The following is an 18,173-nucleotide window of genomic DNA, read 5'->3' as shown; positions in this document are numbered from 1 at the left end:
GCCCGTGGCCACCGGTTCATCGTGAGTCTGAACTCCTGCGCCAGTCGCACACTTCAAGCCAACATCAAGCATATTTTCAGAATTCGAAGTCCGGCTACCCGCCCTCGTGACTAGCGTCGTTTCCCCGTGCGTCCGCTGCACGGTGGATCAAGGGGGCAGGCGTGAGCATCACTCAGGAGAGTCGGGCTCGGTATCGGATCTCGATCATCGACGACGACCCTCTACGGGCGCGCCGCGAAGCGCGAGAGCTGCTGAGTGAGATCGTCGGCACCGACCCCGCTGCCGCCCTGGACACGCCCCGGCAGCAGGCGCCCAGCGACACGGGCAAAGGTGTGGACATCGTCGGCACCATCGGGCTGGTGTTCAATGCGGGCTCGCTGGTCGCTGCCGGCGTGCAGATCTGGCTGGCCCGCGTTCCCCAGCGGACCATCGTCGCCACCCGGCCCGACGGCTCGACCTTGCGCATCACCGGCCGCGAGGCCCGCGCGGACGACGAGCGGATCGAACGGTTCCTCGCAGGCGGCGAGGGTGGGCACAACCACGGCAGTGGTGACGGCGCCGACGGCTCGATGGGCTGATCACGGGATGAGCCACAACGATCGTTACGCCATGCTCATCGGCGTATCCACGTACGACAGCGATGCTTACCACGACCTCCCACCCGTCCGCTCAGACCTCCACTACATGCAGGCGGTGCTGGAGAGCACCGAGATCGGCATGTACAACGACTGCGCGATGATGGCCGAGCCGACGCGCGCCGAGATGCTGCACGCCATCGAGTCGTTTCTGGAGGAGCGGCAGCCGAGCGAGACGGCACTGCTGTACTTCAGCGGACACGGCGAGTTCTGTGAGGCCGACAGCCAGCTGTACTTCCTGACCCGCGACACCGACCCCGACGACCTGCCGGGCACGGCCGTGCCTGCGGAGTTCCTGGAGCGGATGCTCCAGTCCTGCCGGGCATCCTCGAAGATTGTGCTGCTGGACTGCTGTTCCAGCGGCTCCGTCGTGCAGGGCTGGACAGCCAAGGGTGCACCGGACGCGGACGAGCGGCCCGCGCCCAGCACCTTGCTGCGACCGACCGGCGTGTACTTCATCACCGCATCGGACGCCCTGCAGAGCGCCTCCGCAATGGCACCGGCCGGGTCCTCGCTCGGCACGTCCCGGTTCACCGGAGAGATCGTGGAGGGCCTGCGCAACGGGCGGATCAAAGACAGCGGCTGGATCACACCGGACGACCTCTTCGAGTACCTGACGGCACAGATGGTGAGGAAGGGCGTCCCGGAGGAACAACGTCCTACCAAGTCCACGATCCGTGCGACACAGAGCCTGCCCTTCGCCCGATCAGTGGCACGCCCGGTCCACCTCCCGACCCTGCCCGGCGATGCCGCCGAGACCGCGCAGCGCTCCTCCGCCCTGCTCAAGGCGCAAGAACTGGCCGCCCTCGATATGCGGAACGGCATCGACTGGGAACGGTTGCTGCGCTACTACGCCTACTGCCTCACCGCAGAGGCGGCCGCCGGGATGCTCCCCGACCGTGACAGGGGCCGCGATTCCCAATACTTCCTGCTCAAGAGCGGCGAGGAGACGATCCAGTCGGGGCGGGCCGCAACGCTGTCCGCCCCTCCACTGCTGCCCAGACCGAAGGTCAGGGCGGCCGGGACGAACGGAACCTCCTCCGGGACAGGCTCCCAGCACGAGTACTGGTACGGCTATCCGGCGATCACCCTGCCCGTACGCGGCGGGGCAGGTGGGCGGGGCACCACCGTGCAGGTTGCGCCGTTGCTGATCCAGCAGATGGAACTCGCGCCGGACGAGGACGGTCGCGACGTGCTCCGCCCGAGCGGGGTGCCTTCTCTTCACACAGGTGTCATCACTCAGCTCCTGGCGGAAGACGAGGCCGCCGACCTCATCGCCCACTGGCAGCCGACATGGCAGGAGGGCAACGACACACAGATGGTACGAGCTGTACGGGAGCTGCTCCAGAGACTGGGCCTCCCGGAGCTCGAGCCTCTGAACCCCTCCGCCCTGAGCGACCAGTCGGTGATGCAGGCGCTTCGACCGGGCGCGCACAATGCGGCCGTGCTGCTGGCCCCTTCAGGCGTCGAGCGCTTTGCCACCGACGCCCTGGTGGGGAACCTGCTGGAGATGTCGGCGCGCACCGGGGAGATCCCCGGAACAGCACTGGACGCGCTGCTGGTCGGCAGTGGCGAGGGCACGGAGGAACCGGCTCCTGTCGTGGTGGCCGCGGGACCGTGCAATGAAAGCCAGGAGCTGGTCGTCTCATCCGCGATGACGAGAGCGCTCACCGTGGCCACCGGCCCGCCGGGCACGGGAAAGAGCGAGGTCGTCACGGCCGTCGTCACCACCTGTGTGGCCGCGGGTCAGTCCGTCCTCGTCGCATCGACCAACAATGAGGCGGTGAACGTCGTCGCCGAGCGCTGCGACAGCATCGCACCAGGGCTGATGTTGCGCACCGGCAATGCCGAGGCTCTGGAGCGGGAGGCCGCGAAGCTGGAGCAGATCATCAGCGAGGCCGTGCAGGCTCCGCGGCGTGGATCGGCGACCGTGGCGGGAGACCTGCGCAACGCCCGCGGACGGGCACTCCAACAGCAAGAGGAAGCGGCACGTCTCGTTCAAGAGGAGGGGCAGCTGCTGGAGCTGCTCGGGGAGCGGGCGGAACAGGCGAACACGCTCGGGCTGCCGGTGACGGGTCTGGCGGAAGTCTGGGCAGACGAGGACACCTCCGCACTCGCCCGTTGGGAGGCGCGCACCCACAAGGCGGCGGCAGCACGCGGGTGGTTCGGACGCTGGCGCAGGGGCCGGGTACTCAGGGCATTGACCGCGGAGCCGACACCCGGGACTTCGTGGCCGACGTGGGCCTCCGAGCGACCGGTGTCCCCCGAGCTGCTGATCACGCTGGCCGAGGCGCTCGGCACCGAGCGGGAATTGCGGGAGCTCACGCCCGTGCACCTCGGCCGGGACGAAGAGGCGCTGAAGCGTTCACGGCTGGAGACCTCGCACAGACTGTCGGAGCTGTCGACGGAGCTGTCAAAGGCGGCGTCTGCCGAAGCACTCTCACAGGCCCGCGCGCTCATGACGCAGCGGCTGCAGGCGCTACGACGCCGCTCGGGGTTCCAGAAGAGCCAGAAAAACCTGATGGCGCACATCAAGGCATGGGCCATCAGCACCCACTCGGTGCGCCAGCTGGAGCTGACGCCGAAGCTCTTCGACCTCGTCGTCATCGACGAGGCGAGCCAGTGTTCCATTCCGTCGATCCTGCCGCTGCTCTTCCGCGCCCGGCGGGCACTGATCATCGGTGACCCGATGCAGTTGGGGCACATCGCGGGCGTCTCACCACAACAGGAGCACCAGGCAAGGGCCCGGGCGGGGCTGAGCGCGGCCCAGTTGGAGGACCACCGGCTCGCCCATCACGTGTACTCCTCGTACCACGCCGCTGCTCAGCACGGTGATTCCGCACTGCTCCTCGACGAGCACTACCGTTGCCATCCGGCGATCGCGGACGTGATCAACGGGTACTGCTACGCAGGGCAGTTGCGGGTACTCACGGACGTGCGACGGCAGGTTCCGGCGCTCGATCCGGTGGGAGCGGCCGATCCGGCGCCCGTGCTGGGCTGGGTGGACGTACCGTACGGCGAATCGGCGCGGGGATCCGGTGGTAAGTCGTGGCGGAATGCCGAGGAAGCCGAGGCCGTAAGGCGCGTTGTGGACAGGCTGCTCGTAGAACTTCCCCAGGACGCCACGGTGGGAGTCGTCACGCCGTTCCGGGCGCAGAAAGAAGCCCTTGAAAAGGTGCTGAGAGACGACCGGGTACGAGTGGGTACGGTGCACGCCTTCCAAGGCGGACAACGGGACGTCATGCTCCTGAGCCCCGTGGCAACCGACAACATGCCCCCTGGCACGACCCATTGGGTGTCGAGCCAGGTCAATCTGTGGAACGTGGCTGTCACGCGAGCGAAATCCCAGCTCATCACGGTAGGCAGCAACACCTTCTGGCAAGAGCGGGCCGGTCTGCCCGCGCTGCTCGCGCGACGGTCAGCGCTGCTCCAGATGGAGGCGCACGAGGGTGCTGGCACTTCCGCCGGCGAAATGCCGGGTCGAGCAGACCCGTTCCAGGTAGAGCTCGCCGACCGGCTCCAGCAGTACCTCAGCACACGCGGGATCACGGACATGGAACGGGCTGCCGTGGTCGGCGGGCACCCGGTGGACCTGCTGTTCACCGAAGGCGGCCGCAACACCGCGGTGCTGATCGACCAGGGCCCGCTGCCCGGACAGGACCCGGCACGGCACCTGCGCTTGACACACGCACGAGGTGACCTGCTGGCCGGGTTGCCATCCGGCGGGCATGGGGCGAAGTCCTACCCGGTCAATCGGACGGTGCGGCTGGCGGCGTGGCGGATCCTGTCCGGTGAGGACGGCTTGGAGCCGCTGTTCAGGTGAGCGGCGGGGCGCTGGGCGCCCGCAGTGCAATGAGGTTTCCGCAAGCCGAGATCCGTGCACTCCGTGCTCATCGCATCAGCGAACGCGCGGGGGGGATCGGCAAACAGGCGTGCAGGCGCGTCGGAGAAGAAAGAAAAAGAGGGGCGGAAGTGGTCGAGCGGTTGATCGGGGGACGGTTCCGAATCGTGGGGGCCATCGGGGCCGGAAATATGGGCGAGGTCCACAGGGCCGAGGACCTGCATCGGGCGGAAGGTGATCCCGCTCGGACAGTTGCTGTGAAGACCATCCTCCGCCACCGCTCCGGAGCGCTGATCGATAGCGGCGCGGACCAGAAGGCCGTCCAACGATTCGCTCGCGAAGTGCGCATCATGCGGCGTCTTGAGCACCCGAACCTCACCCGCCTCGTCGACGGCGGTATCGACGAAGCCGGCGACGGTCGTCCTTACCTCGCCATGGAGTTCCTGGACGGCGAGACCTTACGCGACCTGATCGAGGAGGAGCGACAGCTCCCGCTCGACTGGGCCGCTGCCATCGGCGCCCAGATCGCAGCAGGTCTGGCGTCAGCACACGCGGCAGGCATTGTCCACCGTGACTTAAAGCCGGCCAATGTCATGCTGACCAGGGGCGGCACGGTGAAGGTGCTCGACTTCGGCATGGGGCGGATTGCCGACGATCCGGACGACACACGGCTCACCAGTACCGGCGTCAGCGTGGGAACGGCCCGCTACATGGCGCCGGAGCAGTTCGAGGCCAAACAGGCCACACAGGCGGCGGACCTCTACGCACTCGGCTGTGTGCTGTACGAGATGCTGGCCGGCGTTCCACCCTTCACCAGCGGATCCGCGTACGAGCTGGGGCGCCAGCACATCAACCAGGACCCGACTCCCGTAGAGATCGTACGACCCAGCGTTCCCGCTGAATGGGTACGTCTGCTGGACCGGCTGCTGGCCAAGGACCCTGCCGAGCGTCCCGCCGACGCTGTCGCGGTACGCGATGCTCTGCGGTCCCTGATCTCGGCAGACCGAGGGGAGAGCGAATCCGGGCTCCCGCACTGGAGTGCCCTCGACCCTGTCCGCGCCCTGCGCGCCGCGATGCCTTCAACCGCCTTGGCGCCGACTCCGGCCTCCGAGGATCGTTCCCGTCCGTCCTCGGTCGGCACCGGCATGGACGTCTTCGGTGTCCACCGTGCCTTGATCGACGAGTACCGCGATTTCACCAAGGGCGGCACCGTCATCCGAGACGACCGGATCGCTGCGTTCGTCGAGGATGACCTGAACGACAAGTCGCAGTGGCCCGACCCATGGCTGTCGCTCAACCCCTTCTTCAAGAGCGGCGGCACGGTCGAGGAATTGTCCCGGCGAGGCGTACTGCATGAGGAGTGCGCTCGGATCTTCCAGGCGAACAAGACGGAGCACGGGACCATTCCCGATGGCCGCCCTCTCACACTCCATCAACACCAGAGTGAAGCCGTTGAAGCCGCCAGGACGAGGGCGTCGTATGTGCTGACCACCGGCACCGGCTCCGGCAAATCGCTCGCCTACATCGTCCCGATCGTGAACAAGGTTCTGCACGACCGGGACGCCGAGGGCTCCAATGCCGCCAAAAAGGTACGCGCGATCATCGTCTATCCGATGAACGCGCTCGCCAACAGCCAGCTCAGGGAGCTGGAGAAGTACCTCCGCGACGGATACCCGGCTGGGCGGGAACCGGTCACCTTCGCCCGGTACACGGGCCAGGAGGACGATGAGAAGCGCAAGGAGATCCGCCGCAACCCGCCGGACATCCTGCTCACGAACTACGTGATGTTGGAACTGATGCTGACCCGTCCCGCCGACCGGGACAGTCTCATCGAAATGGCCCGCGGTCTGCAGTTCCTGGTCTTCGACGAGCTGCACACCTACCGCGGCCGACAGGGCGCCGATGTGGCGCTGCTCATCCGCCGGGTCCGTGAAGCCTGTCAGGCCCCGGAACTGCAGTGCATCGGCACGTCGGCCACGATGTCGACGGAAGGCTCGCTCGACGACCAGAAGAAGGTCGTCGCCGGAGTGGCGAGCACCCTCTTCGGCACGCCAGTCCGCCCTGAGCATGTCATCGGCGAAACCCTCGTCCGCGCGACGGAGGAAGCGCCCAGTGCCGTCACCTCTCCGCGCCTCACCGCACCCGCCGCCCCGCGCTCGTACGAGGATCTGGTGCGTGACCCTCTGGCGCGGTGGATCGAGACCCGCTTCGGGCTGGCAACGGACGAGGCCACGGGCAGGCTGGTGCGCCGGCGTCCCACGAAGGTCGAGGTCGCCGCCAAAGAACTGGCCGATCAGGCCGGGGTGAGCGAGGAACAGTGCGTGGCCGCGATCCGCGCCACTCTCGAGGCCGGCTCCCGTGCCCGGCACCCGGAGACGGAGCGGCCGCTGTTCGCGTTCCGGCTGCACCAGTTCCTTTCCAAGGGCGACACCGTCTACGTCACCCTGGAGGACAAGCTCTCCCGCCACCACACCCGCTCCTACCAGCTCGAGCAGCCGGCCAGCGGCGGCAAGCTGCTGATGCCGCTGGCGTTCTGCCGCGAATGCGGTCAGGAATACCTGACGGTGTGGCGCAGTGAGAAGGACGGCGGGGTCCGCTACGAAGCGCGACGTGACACCTCCGCGACGGGCGGACGTCAGGGAGACGGCTATCTCTACATCGACCACGAACGGGAGTGGCCGTCCAATCTCCAGTACGCGGTGGACGACCGCCGGCTGCCCGAGTCGTGGCTGGAGCTGGACGACAAGGGTCAGGAGGTCGTGAAGAACGCCTACCGCGACCGGGTACCGCGAGCCGTCACGGTCGACCCCTTCGGCTACGAGGGCCGGGGTGAGCTCAAGGCCGCGTTCGTCCCTTCCCCTTTCCTGTTCTGCCTGCACTGTGGTGTGGCCTACGAGCAGACGCGTGGCAAGGACTTCGCGAAGCTCGCGACGCTCGACCAGGAGGGCCGCTCGTCGGCGACCTCGCTGATCTCCGCCTCGGTGGTGCGCTCGCTCAAATCGGTGCCGGAAGAGGCCCTGGCCAAGGAGGCGCGCAAGCTCCTCACCTTCGTCGACAACCGGCAGGACGCGTCCCTGCAGGCGGGCCACTTCAATGACTTCGTCCAGGTCACGCAGCTGCGCGGCGCGCTGTACCGAGCAGCCTTGGAAGCGGGCGCGGAGGGCGTCCACCACGAGGAGCTGGCCTCGGCGGTGACCAACGCGCTTGCCTTGGATCCGGCCGACTGCACGGGGCAGAACGACCTCCCTCCATCGCTCGCCCGCGCCGCTGCCAAGACGCTCCGCGATGTGATCGCGTTCCGGCTCTACATCGATCTGCAACGCGGCTGGCGGATCACCATGCCGAACCTCGAGCAGACGGGCCTGCTCAAGATTGACTACGCGGACCTCGACTGGTTGGCCAACAATCCGGACAGGTGGGCCCGTACTCACCAGGCATTGCGTGACGCGGATCCGGCGCTGCGTGCCGAAATCTCCAAGGCACTGCTCGACGAGATGCGCCGCTCCCTCGCGATCGATGTCTCGTACTTCCGCGAAGACTTCGACTCTCTGCAGCGGGCGAGCGAGGAGCGGCTCGTGGACCCATGGGTACTGTCCGAGTCCGACAAGCCACGTGTGGGAACCGCATACCCGCACCCGTCCCGGCCCGGAATGGACCGCTCGGCCCTGTTCCTTTCCGCACGCGGCAAATTCGGCAAGTACCTGCGGCGTGCCGACCGGTCCTTCAGGGACCTCGGTCCCGTCGATCTCCAGCTGGTCATCGAGGAATTGCTGAAAGTGCTGGCGTCGGCGGGACTGGTGAAGGAGGTGACGGACACACCGCAGCGCGCCGACCGCTACCGCAGACCGGCCACCCCGTCCGCAACCGGCTACCGGGTGGCCGCACAGTCGCTCATCTGGCGTGCGGGCAAGGGCGAAACGGGGGCGCATGACCCGTTGACGCGCACTTACCAGAGCGGTGACGGTCCCCGCGTCAATGCGTTCTTCCGCGACCTCTACCAGGACGCGGCGGGTTCCTTGGCCGGACTGTTCGCGCGCGAGCACACAGCACAGGTTCCGCCCGAGGAGAGAGCGACGCGCGAGGACGATTTCCGGACGGCCAAACTGAAGCTGCTCTACTGCTCGCCCACCATGGAGCTGGGCGTCGACATCTCCTCGCTCAACGCGGTGATGATGCGCAATGTGCCGCCCACTCCGGCCAATTACGCGCAACGTTCCGGCCGGGCTGGCCGCAGCGGCCAGCCCGCCTTGGTGACCACGTACTGTGCGACGGGCAACAGCCACGATCAGTACTACTTCCGTCGGTCGGAGCGGATGGTCGCGGGCGCGGTCGCTCCGCCCCGCCTGGACCTGGCCAACGAGGACCTGGTCGTGTCCCACCTCCAGGCCATCTGGATCGCCGAGGCGGGCCTGAAGCTGGGCCGCGCCGTCCCCGACGTTCTGAACGTGACGAAGCCGGAATCGGGTGACCGGCCGGATCCGGCCCTGGAGCTGCGGCCCGGCATCCTCACCGGCTCCCGCGACCCGGGAGCACAGCGCCGCACTGTGGACGCCGCACTGCGCGTCCTCGGCCCGCTGCTGCCCGACTTCGTCGAGACGACGTGGTGGCACGACGACTGGATCCTGGACAAGGTCCGCACGGTACCGGAGCGGTTCGACCGTGCCTTCGACCGCTGGCGCCAGCTGTTCCGGGCGGCACTCGACGACCAGTACATCCAGAACAAGCGCCGCCTCGACTACAGCCTCACCGAAGGAGACCGAAAGCGGGCCAACGCCCGTCGCCGTGAGGCGGAGACGCAGCTGAACCTGTTGATGAACGAGAGCGTCGACAGCAAGTCCGTGCTCTCCGACTTCAACCCGTACCGGTACCTGGCCTCGGAGGGCTTCCTGCCCGGCTACAGCTTCCCGCGCCTTCCCCTCGCCGCTTACATTCCGACGTCGGGCCGGCGTCGCGGCGACGGTGACTACCTCCAACGACCCCGCTTTCTGGCGATTCGTGAATTTGGTCCGGGTTCGCTCATTTATCACGAAGGTGCCCGCTATCAGGTCACGCGCATCCAGCTGCCGCCGGACTCCTCGGGCGATCCGGCCACCGGCTCGGCCTGCCGCTGCGCGGGCTGCGGCTACCACCACGACCCGAAGGATCTGGAGGACCGCTGCGCGATGTGCGACGCGCCGCTGGTCGGCAAGACCACCGGCCTGCTGCAGCTGCATACCGTGTACACCACCCGCCGTGAGCGGATCTCGTCCGATGAGGAGGAACGGCGCCGGGCCGGCTTCAAGCTGCAGACGTCCTACCGTTTCCATGACCACGGAACCCGCAAGGGACGTCTGAACGCATCCGTCACAGACGCCGCCGGAGGCCCGCTCGCCGAGCTGGCGTACGGCGACTCGGCCACCGTCAGGGTCACCAACGTCGGCCGGGTGCGCGCCAAGGAAGGCGAACCGCCGGGCTACTGGCTGGACCTGGCAGACGGCCGCTGGATGAACGACAAGGATGCCGCCGATGCGTCCGGCGACTCCGGCGAGCTGCCAGTGATCGACCGGAACGGCAATGAGCGCCGTCGCAAACAGCGTGTCATCCCCTATGTCGAGGACCGCCGGAACATCCTCGTGATGACCCTGGCGGACCCGCTGCCCGAGCCGGTCGCGCTGTCCCTCATGTACGCCCTCGAGCGGGGCATCGAGGCCGCGTTCGAGCTGGAGGACGCCGAGCTGTCCAGCGAGCTGCTGCCGCCGGACGACGGGCCTCGCAACCGCGTGCTGTTCATGGAGGCGGCGGAGGGCGGAGCAGGCGTGCTGCGGCGCCTGCAGGCGGAGAAGGGCGCTCTGGCCAAGGCAGTACAGCACGCCCTCGCCATCTGTCACTTCGCCCCGGACGGCACCGACCTGGGCGGCCCGCACCCGGCCCGCCCCTGCGCACTCGGCTGCTACGAATGCCTGCTGACCTACGGCAACCAGCTGAACCACGCGTCGATCAACCGGCATACCGTGCGCGATCTGCTGGTGCGGCTCGCGTCGGCTTCGGCGCACCGGGAGTCCCGCGGGGAGTCACGTTCGGAGCAGTACCGCCGGCTGCTCGACCACTCCCCCGCCGAGCCCACGGCCCTTGAGCTGTCGGCCGCCGAGCTCGCGGCGCAGGGCGACTTCCTGGGCTGGGCGAAGGCACGGGGTTTCCGGCTGCCGGACGCGTCCGGCACGTTCCTCACGGAGGCGAACGCGGCCCCGGATTTCGTCTACCGACTGCCCGGCGTGAAGCTGGCCGTCTTCGTGGACACCCCGGACAAGGAGCAGGACGTCTTCCGGGACGAGGACGCCGAGGAACGTCTGATCGACGCCAGCTGGGACATCGTCCGTTTTCCGCACGACGGGGACTGGGACGCCATCGCCGCCTCCCACGTCCGCTACTTCGGCAGCCCGGCTGCCAACTGACCACAGGACTTGACGACTGACATGGCACTGACCTACTCCACGGGTTCCCTGGTGACCGCTCGCGGCCGCGAATGGGTGGTACTCCCCGAGAGCAAGCCCGATCTGCTCGTGCTGCGCCCGCTGGGTGGCTCGGACGACGACCTCGCCGCGGTGTTCCCGGCATTCGAAGAGGTGAAGGGCGCGCAGTTCGCACCGCCGGAGCCGAGTGATCTCGGCAACCAGCGAGCGGCGGGCCTGTTACGTACGGCTCTGCGGATCGGCTTCCGGTCGGGAGCCGGCCCGTTCCGGTCAATCGCCGGCATCGCGGTGGAGCCCCGTGCCTACCAGCTCGTACCTCTTCTCATGGCGCTGCGGCAGCGCACCGTACGCCTGCTGATCAGCGACGATGTGGGCATCGGGAAGACGATCGAGGCCGGGCTGATCGCGAGCGAACTGCTCGCTCAGGGCGAGGCCACGGGGCTCGCCGTCCTGTGCTCCCCCGCCCTCGCCGAGCAGTGGCAGCAGGAGCTGCGCACCAAGTTCGGCATCGATGCGGAACTGGTCCTCGCATCGACCGTTTCCCGCCTGGAGCGGAGCTTGGACCTGGGTCAGTCGCTCTTCGACAAGTACCCGAACGTGATCATCTCGACGGACTTCATCAAGTCCCCCCGGCACCGGGACGACTTCGTGCGGCACTGCCCCGACCTGGTGATCGTGGATGAGGCCCACACCTGTGTGGCCACGGACGACCCTTCGACCGGCGCGCAGAACCAGCTCCGGTACGAGCTGCTGCGCCGCGTGGCCGAGGACGCGGCCCGTCACCTGGTGCTGGTGACGGCCACCCCGCACAGCGGCAAGGAGTCCGCATTCCGCAATCTTCTGGGCCTGGTCAAGCCCGAACTCGCCCACGTGGAGCTGGATTCCGAGGCGGGCCGGAGACTGCTGGCTCAGCACTTCGTGGCACGCAAGCGGGCGGACGTACGCCAATACCTCACCAAGGAGGACGGCCTCGGCGACGACTCCCTGGCCGAGCGGACGGTCTTCCCTGCGGACCGCTACTTCAAGGACGAGACGTACAAGCTGTCCCCGGAGTACCGTTCCCTGCTCGACGACGCCATCGCCTACGCGCGCGAGCGCGTGGAGGAGGCCGACGGCCAGGGCAAGCGGGAGGCGCGGATCGCCTGGTGGTCGGCCATCGCACTGCTGCGCTCGCTGGTGTCGTCACCACGAGCCGCCGCCCAGACGCTGCGGACCCGCTCCGCCACGGCGGTGGCGGCCTCGGCCGAGGAGGCCGACCGGCTCGGTGCACCGCTCGCAAGCGATGCCGCCGACAGCGACGCCATGGAGGGCATGGATGTCGCGCCGGGTGCGGAGATCTCGGATGGGGGCCGCCGCAGCCGGCTTGCCGAGCTCGCCGACCGTGCGGAGCGGCTGGAAGGGCCGGGCACGGACCTCAAACTCAAGGCGCTCATCAAGCACCTGAAGGCACTGCTCGCGGACGGGTACAACCCGATCGTCTTCTGCCGCTACATCCCCACCGCCGAATACCTCGCCGGACAGTTGGAGGGCAAGGACGGCAAGCGCGGCCCGCTGGGGGCGAAGACCGTCGTGGCGTCCGTCACCGGCACGCTCTCCCCGCAGCAACGCATCGAGCGGATCGAGAGACTCGCCGAGGAGGCTGGGGAGGAAACAGCCGCGCGCCGCGTCCTCATCGCCACAGACTGTTTATCCGAGGGCGTCAACCTTCAGCACTATTTCGACGCCGTCCTCCACTACGACCTGGCGTGGAACCCCACCCGCCACGAACAGCGCGAGGGCCGGGTCGACCGCTACGGCCAGCGCAAGGACCAGGTTCGTGTCATCACGCTCTACGGCGATGACAACGGCATCGACGGCAAGGTCCTCGAGGTGCTCATCAAGAAGCACCGCCAGATCAAGAAGGACCTCGGTATCTCCGTCTCCGTGCCCGACGAGCTGTCGACGGGCGTCACGGACGCGATCGTCGAGTGGCTGCTGATGCGCGGCCGGGAGGACCAGGACGCGCTCTTCAGCGCGGACGCGTTCAAGGTGAGCACCACCAAGCTGGACAGCGACTGGAACTCGGCGGCCGAGCGCGAGAAGGCATCGCGCTCGCGGTTCGCGCAGCGTTCCGTACACCCCGAGGAAGTGGCCCGGGAGGTCACCTCGATCCGGGAGGCGCTGGGCGGCGCAGGGGAGATCCACGCCTTCGTCCGCGAATCCCTGAGCGCGCTCAATGCCGTACTGCGCGAGGACGGCACCGACTTCACCGCCCAGGTGGGCGGCACACCCGCCGGCCTCAGGGATGCGCTCGCGCAGGCCGTCGGCCCGGAGGTCATCGAGCGGGACCGCCCGATCCCCTTCCGTGCGGACCCGGCGGTGGGGCGCGGCGAGGCAGCGCTGGTACGCACCGATCCGGTCGTCGGCTCCCTCGCCTCCCACGTCCTCAACGCCGCACTGGACTCCCAGGTCGAGGGAGCCCGCCCGGCCCGCCGCTGCGGCGTGATCACCACGGAAGCGGTCGGCACCCGTACGACTCTGCTCCTGGTCCGCTACCGCTTCCACCTCACGCTGCCCTCCCGCCATGGCGAGAAGCAGCTGGTGGCGGAGGACGCCCGCCTGCTGGCCTTCGAGGGCTCTCCGAAGAAAGCCGAGTGGCTGACACCGCAGCAGGCCATCGAGCTGCTCGACGCGACCGCGTCCGAGAACACGGACCGGTACTTCGGGGAGCGCACGATAAGCCGCATCCTCACCCAGCTCCCGGACACATCCGGTTATCTGGAGTCGTACGGCGACCGGCTGGCCGCCGAGCTGGACGCCTCCCACCGCCGCGTCCGCACCGCGTCCGGCGAGATCGTCCGTGGCCTGTCCGTCACCGCCCAGAAGCCCGCCGACATCCTCGGCGCGTACGTCTACCTGCCCGCCGAACCGGCCGGGGCCCCTGCTTCCGCCACTCCCGCTGGAGAGTCCGCCTGATGTCCGCCACCACCCGCAATCAGGTGTTCTCCGCCGTACACACGATCGGTGGACTGCTACCGGCCGACATGCTGGTGCGGATCTCCGACGACAGGATCTCCAAGGACCTCAAGGGCCTCGCCCCTGCGGACTATCGCATCCCCGGTTCACGCTCCGTGCGCGACGAAGCGGAGCGTCACTGGGACAATCTCAAGTCCCTGTGGCGCGAGCTGCGCGAGCGGCTGCCCGCCGCGCCGGAGTCCGCAGCGCCCGCCGACAGCACCGGCTATGCCCGGGTCAACTGGGTGGAGCCCCTCTTCGAGGCTCTCGGCTTCGGCCGTCTCACCGCGCTGGGCGCCGCAGGCATCGCCGCCGACGACGGCACAAAGGCCTTCCCCGTCAGTCACCGGCGCGAGAACACGCTCGTCCACGTGACCGCCTGGAACGCCGCCCTCGACAAACGCCAGGGGCCTGGGGCGCCGGCGCCCCAGTCACTCCTGCAAGAGGCGCTCAACCGCACCGAAGCCCATGTGTGGGCACTGCTGACCAACGGCCGTCAGCTGCGTCTGCTGCGCGACTCCAGCGCACTGGCCACGACGTCGTACATCGAATTCGACCTGGAGGCCGTCTTCGACGGCGAGCTGTTCAGTGAGTTCGTGCTCCTGTACCGGCTCGTGCACGCCTCCCGCTTCGAGCCCCCGGAGGGCGGCGGGCCCTCCCAGCGGAGCTGCTGGCTGGAGGTGTGGCGGGACACCTCGATCCGCCTCGGCGCGCGATTCCTCGACGACATCGGCGAGGGCGTCCGCCTGGCACTCAGAGAGCTCGGGACGGGCTTCCTCCGGCACCCGGCCAACGCCGCGTTACGCGAGAACCTGGACGCCAACGTCTACCACGCCGCCCTGTTGCGGCTCGTCTACCGGCTCCTCTTCGTCTTCGTCGCCGAGGACCGTGCCGCCCTCCATCACCCGGAGGCGGACGACCGCGCGCGCGAGCGCTATGCGCTGTACTTCTCCACCGCGCGCTTACGCGAACAGGCCCGCCGCCGGCGGGGCACCTCGCACTCGGACCGATGGGAGACCTTGCGCCTCGTTCTCCACGCCCTCGGTGACGTGGCGGGCCGCCCCGAGCTCGGCCTGCCGGGCCTCGGTGGTCTGTTCGATGCGACAGAGGCTGACGCCCCGCTGGAGGGGCTGTCCCTCGCGAACGAACACCTGCTGGCCGCCGTACGGCACCTGTCGGTGGTCCGCGACACGGATGCCAAACGCTGGCGGTCCGTCGACTACCGCACTCTGGACGCCGAGGAACTGGGTGCGATCTACGAGTCGCTGCTCGCGCTCGTCCCCGAGTACAGCATCACGGAACGCTCATTCGAGCTGGTGACGCGGGCGGGCAACGAGCGCAAGAAGACGGGTTCGTACTACACGCCCAGCTCGCTGGTCGACGTGCTCCTCGACTCCACTCTGGACCCCATCCTCGACGAGGCGGAGAAGCGGGGCGAGCAGAAGGCTTCGAAGACTGGGCAGGTGGATGCGGCGGAGACTGTTGCCTCAGAGCTGCTGTCGTTGAAGGTCTGCGACCCGGCCTGTGGGTCCGGGCACTTCCTGGTTGCAGCGGCGCGACGCATCGCCAAGCGAGTGGCGGCGGTGCGGGAGGGTACGCCGGAGCCGACGGCGGACGGCGTCCGCCATGCGCTGCACGAGGTCATCGCGCAGTGTGTGTATGGCGTGGACCTCAATCCGATGGCCGTCGAGCTCGCAAAGGTGTCGCTGTGGATGGAGGCTCTGGAGCCGGGCAAGGCCCTGGGCTTCCTCGACGCCCACATCAAGCTCGGCAACGGCCTCATCGGCGCGACGCCGGCGCTGCTGCGGGGCGGGATTCCGGACGAGGCATTCAAGCCGGTCGAGGGTGACGACAAGTCGGTGGCTGGGAAGTGGCTGAAACGGAACAGGGAGGAACACCAGGGCATCGTCACCCTGGATGCGGCGGTGGAGGAGGCGGTGAGCGTGACGAACGCCGTCTTCGCCGCGGAACTCCGCGACCTCGTGGACAGCTCGCCAACGGACAATGTCGCCCAGGTCCGTGCTCTCGCCAAGCGCTACCGCGCTTGGCTTCAGTCACCTGCGCGGCGCGACGCCCTTCACGTCGCCAACGCCTGGTGCGCGGCGTTCATGTGGGAGAAGGCCGCTTCCGCCCCGCCCCCAGTGACCGAGCGCGTCTTCCGGGCACTCGAATCGCCCAAGGGGAAGGGTGCACTTGAGGGGACTCATCGCGAGATCGTCCGCCTGAGTGGGGAGTACCACTTTTTTCACTGGCACTTGGAGTTTCCTGAGGTCTTCAACGTGCCGGATGACGCTTCGGTGTCGGGGGTCGACCCGGTGACGGGGTGGGCGGGTGGCTTTGACTGCGTATTGGGGAACCCGCCGTGGGACAAGGTCGATTTCAAAGACCCAGAATATTTCAGCGTCGTAGAGCCGTCACTTGCTCAGCTACCAGGACAGAAACGGCGCGCAGCAATCACCCGATGGTCCATTGAGAACCCGATGGAGGCTCAGAACTACCGCGCCGCTAGGCGCAGAGTGAAGTCCTCCTTCCTGTTCCTTGGGGCATCAGGGGCATACCCGCTACTGCGGAAAGGGCTTGCAACCAAGGGCGTCAACTCCATTCAGACGGATCAGCTGTTTACGGAGCGATTCGTCTCCATCACTGCACCCACGGGGCGTTGCGGCATAGTCGTGCCCACGCAGATCGCCACAGGCGCTGGGGCACAGTTCCTCTTCCAAGATCTGACTCGCCGAGGCACCGTGAAGCATCTGTACGACTTTGAGAACGGAAAAAGGGAGAAACTGTTCCCAGCAGTAGATTCCCGCTACTCGTTCTCCCTGCTCTCTCTCACAGGCCGGGGTCTGACAGAGCCTGCTGCTCGCTTTGCGTTCTTTCTGGGCCACCCTGACGAACTCACCCAAGCAGTGTTCGAACTATCTCCGGAAGAAATCACCCTAATCAACCCGAACACTGGGACGCTGCCCATCTTCCGCACCCGACGGGACGCCGACCTCGCCGCCGCTATTCACCATCAGATGCCGGTGCTAGCAAACGAGAATTACCCAGATGGTAACCCTTGGCGAATCACCTTCAAGCGACTCTTTGACCTAACAGATGATTCCGATCTTTTTCGTGATCAATTAGAGCTGGAATCGGAAGGTTGGCAGCTAGAAGGGAATACCTTTGTTCGAGGCAGTGAACTCATGCTGCCGCTGTATGACGCAAAAATGGCCCACCTCTTCGACCATCGCTGGAACCGTTACTACGACCTCGGCAACGACGACTACGAAAATGTTCCGCTGGCCGTGAAGCAAGACCCGCACGGCGTGGCGAAGGCACGCCAGTGGATCCAGGACAAGGGACGCGTTTCAACCACACGAACCGGCAGGAAAGTCGAGATTCCTGGTGTCACGGAGCGCCTAAATGACCTGGAGTGGGACCACGGCTGGCTGATGGGGTGGCGCCGCGTGGCTCGTGTAACAGACGAGCGCACGGCAATCCCAGCCTTTCTCCCTAGAGCCGCAGTGGGAAACACTTTTCCATTAATGTTCCCCGATCAACCTGCCGAGCTCAGTGCGGCTCTCATTGCTGCACAGAGCTCGCTGGTTATCGACTATGTAGCGCGCCAAAAGGTCGCTGGCGTCGATGTCGGTCTGAGGACCTGGAAGCAGCTCCCTGTCCCCCACCCCGACGACCTCGGCAGGCATACCAGCTTCCTCACCCCCCGCACCCTAGAGCTCGTCTACACCGCATGGGATATGGAACCACTAGCCCAGGACCTTGGCGGCGCTGGCGCCCCCTTCACTTGGAGCGAAGACCGCCGCGCCCAGATCCGCGCCGAGCTGGACGCATACTTCTTCCACCTCTACGGCGTCTCCCGCGACGACACCGACTACATCCTGGAGTCCTTCCAGACCGAGAACGGCGGTCTGAAGCACAACGAAATCGCCAAGTACGGCGAGTACCGGACCAAGCGGCTGGTGCTCACCGAGTACGACCGCATGGCGGCAGCCGGGCTCAGTCTGGAGAGTCCGCTCACAGACGGCGAGAACTACACCTCCGCGCTGACCCCACCCCCAGGCCAAGGACCTCGTCACGAGGTCCTTGCAGGGAATAACTAGCGCACCGATGTGGCATGGCTGAGCCCTCGCAAGGCTCAGCCATGCCCCAGTCACCCGCGGCAGCAACGAACCCCGGAGCCCCAGCGGCCCAACCTCGTGAGGGACGTTTCCCATGCCTTTCCCGCCTGGCGACATGGTCGCCGCCTTCGGT

5 protein-coding genes are annotated in these 18,173 nt (G+C 67.4%); all 5 read left to right on the top strand.

Features of this window, described 5'->3' with window-relative positions:
- Positions 1-161 precede the first annotated feature (161 nt).
- Positions 162-578 (top strand): hypothetical protein, encoded by a 417-nt coding sequence (locus AB4K12_RS10415; RefSeq protein ID WP_368433926.1) that lies wholly within the window; start codon positions 162-164, stop codon positions 576-578.
- A 7-nt stretch (positions 579-585) separates the two neighbouring features.
- Entirely contained in the window at positions 586-4,458 is a 3,873-nt protein-coding gene (locus AB4K12_RS10410; RefSeq protein WP_368433925.1) for an AAA domain-containing protein, read from the top strand.
- A gap of 149 nt (positions 4,459-4,607) precedes the next feature.
- Positions 4,608-10,907 (top strand): protein kinase, encoded by a 6,300-nt coding sequence (locus AB4K12_RS10405; protein WP_368433924.1) that lies wholly within the window; start codon positions 4,608-4,610, stop codon positions 10,905-10,907.
- Between the two features lie 21 nt (positions 10,908-10,928).
- A complete protein-coding gene (locus tag AB4K12_RS10400; RefSeq protein ID WP_368433923.1) occupies positions 10,929-13,880 on the top strand; it encodes a helicase-related protein in 2,952 nt (983 codons plus the stop codon).
- Positions 13,880-18,022 (top strand): DNA methyltransferase, encoded by a 4,143-nt coding sequence (locus AB4K12_RS10395; protein ID WP_368433922.1) that lies wholly within the window; start codon positions 13,880-13,882, stop codon positions 18,020-18,022. The genes AB4K12_RS10400 and AB4K12_RS10395 overlap by 1 nt, the downstream gene beginning before the upstream one ends.
- Positions 18,023-18,173 lie beyond the last annotated feature (151 nt).

Source organism: Streptomyces sp. C36 (genome assembly GCF_040932295.1).
In the GTDB taxonomy this organism is placed as follows: domain Bacteria; phylum Actinomycetota; class Actinomycetes; order Streptomycetales; family Streptomycetaceae; genus Streptomyces; species Streptomyces triculaminicus.
Note: the sequence above shows the minus strand (reverse complement) of the source record. Positions and strands in the feature narration are given on the sequence as shown.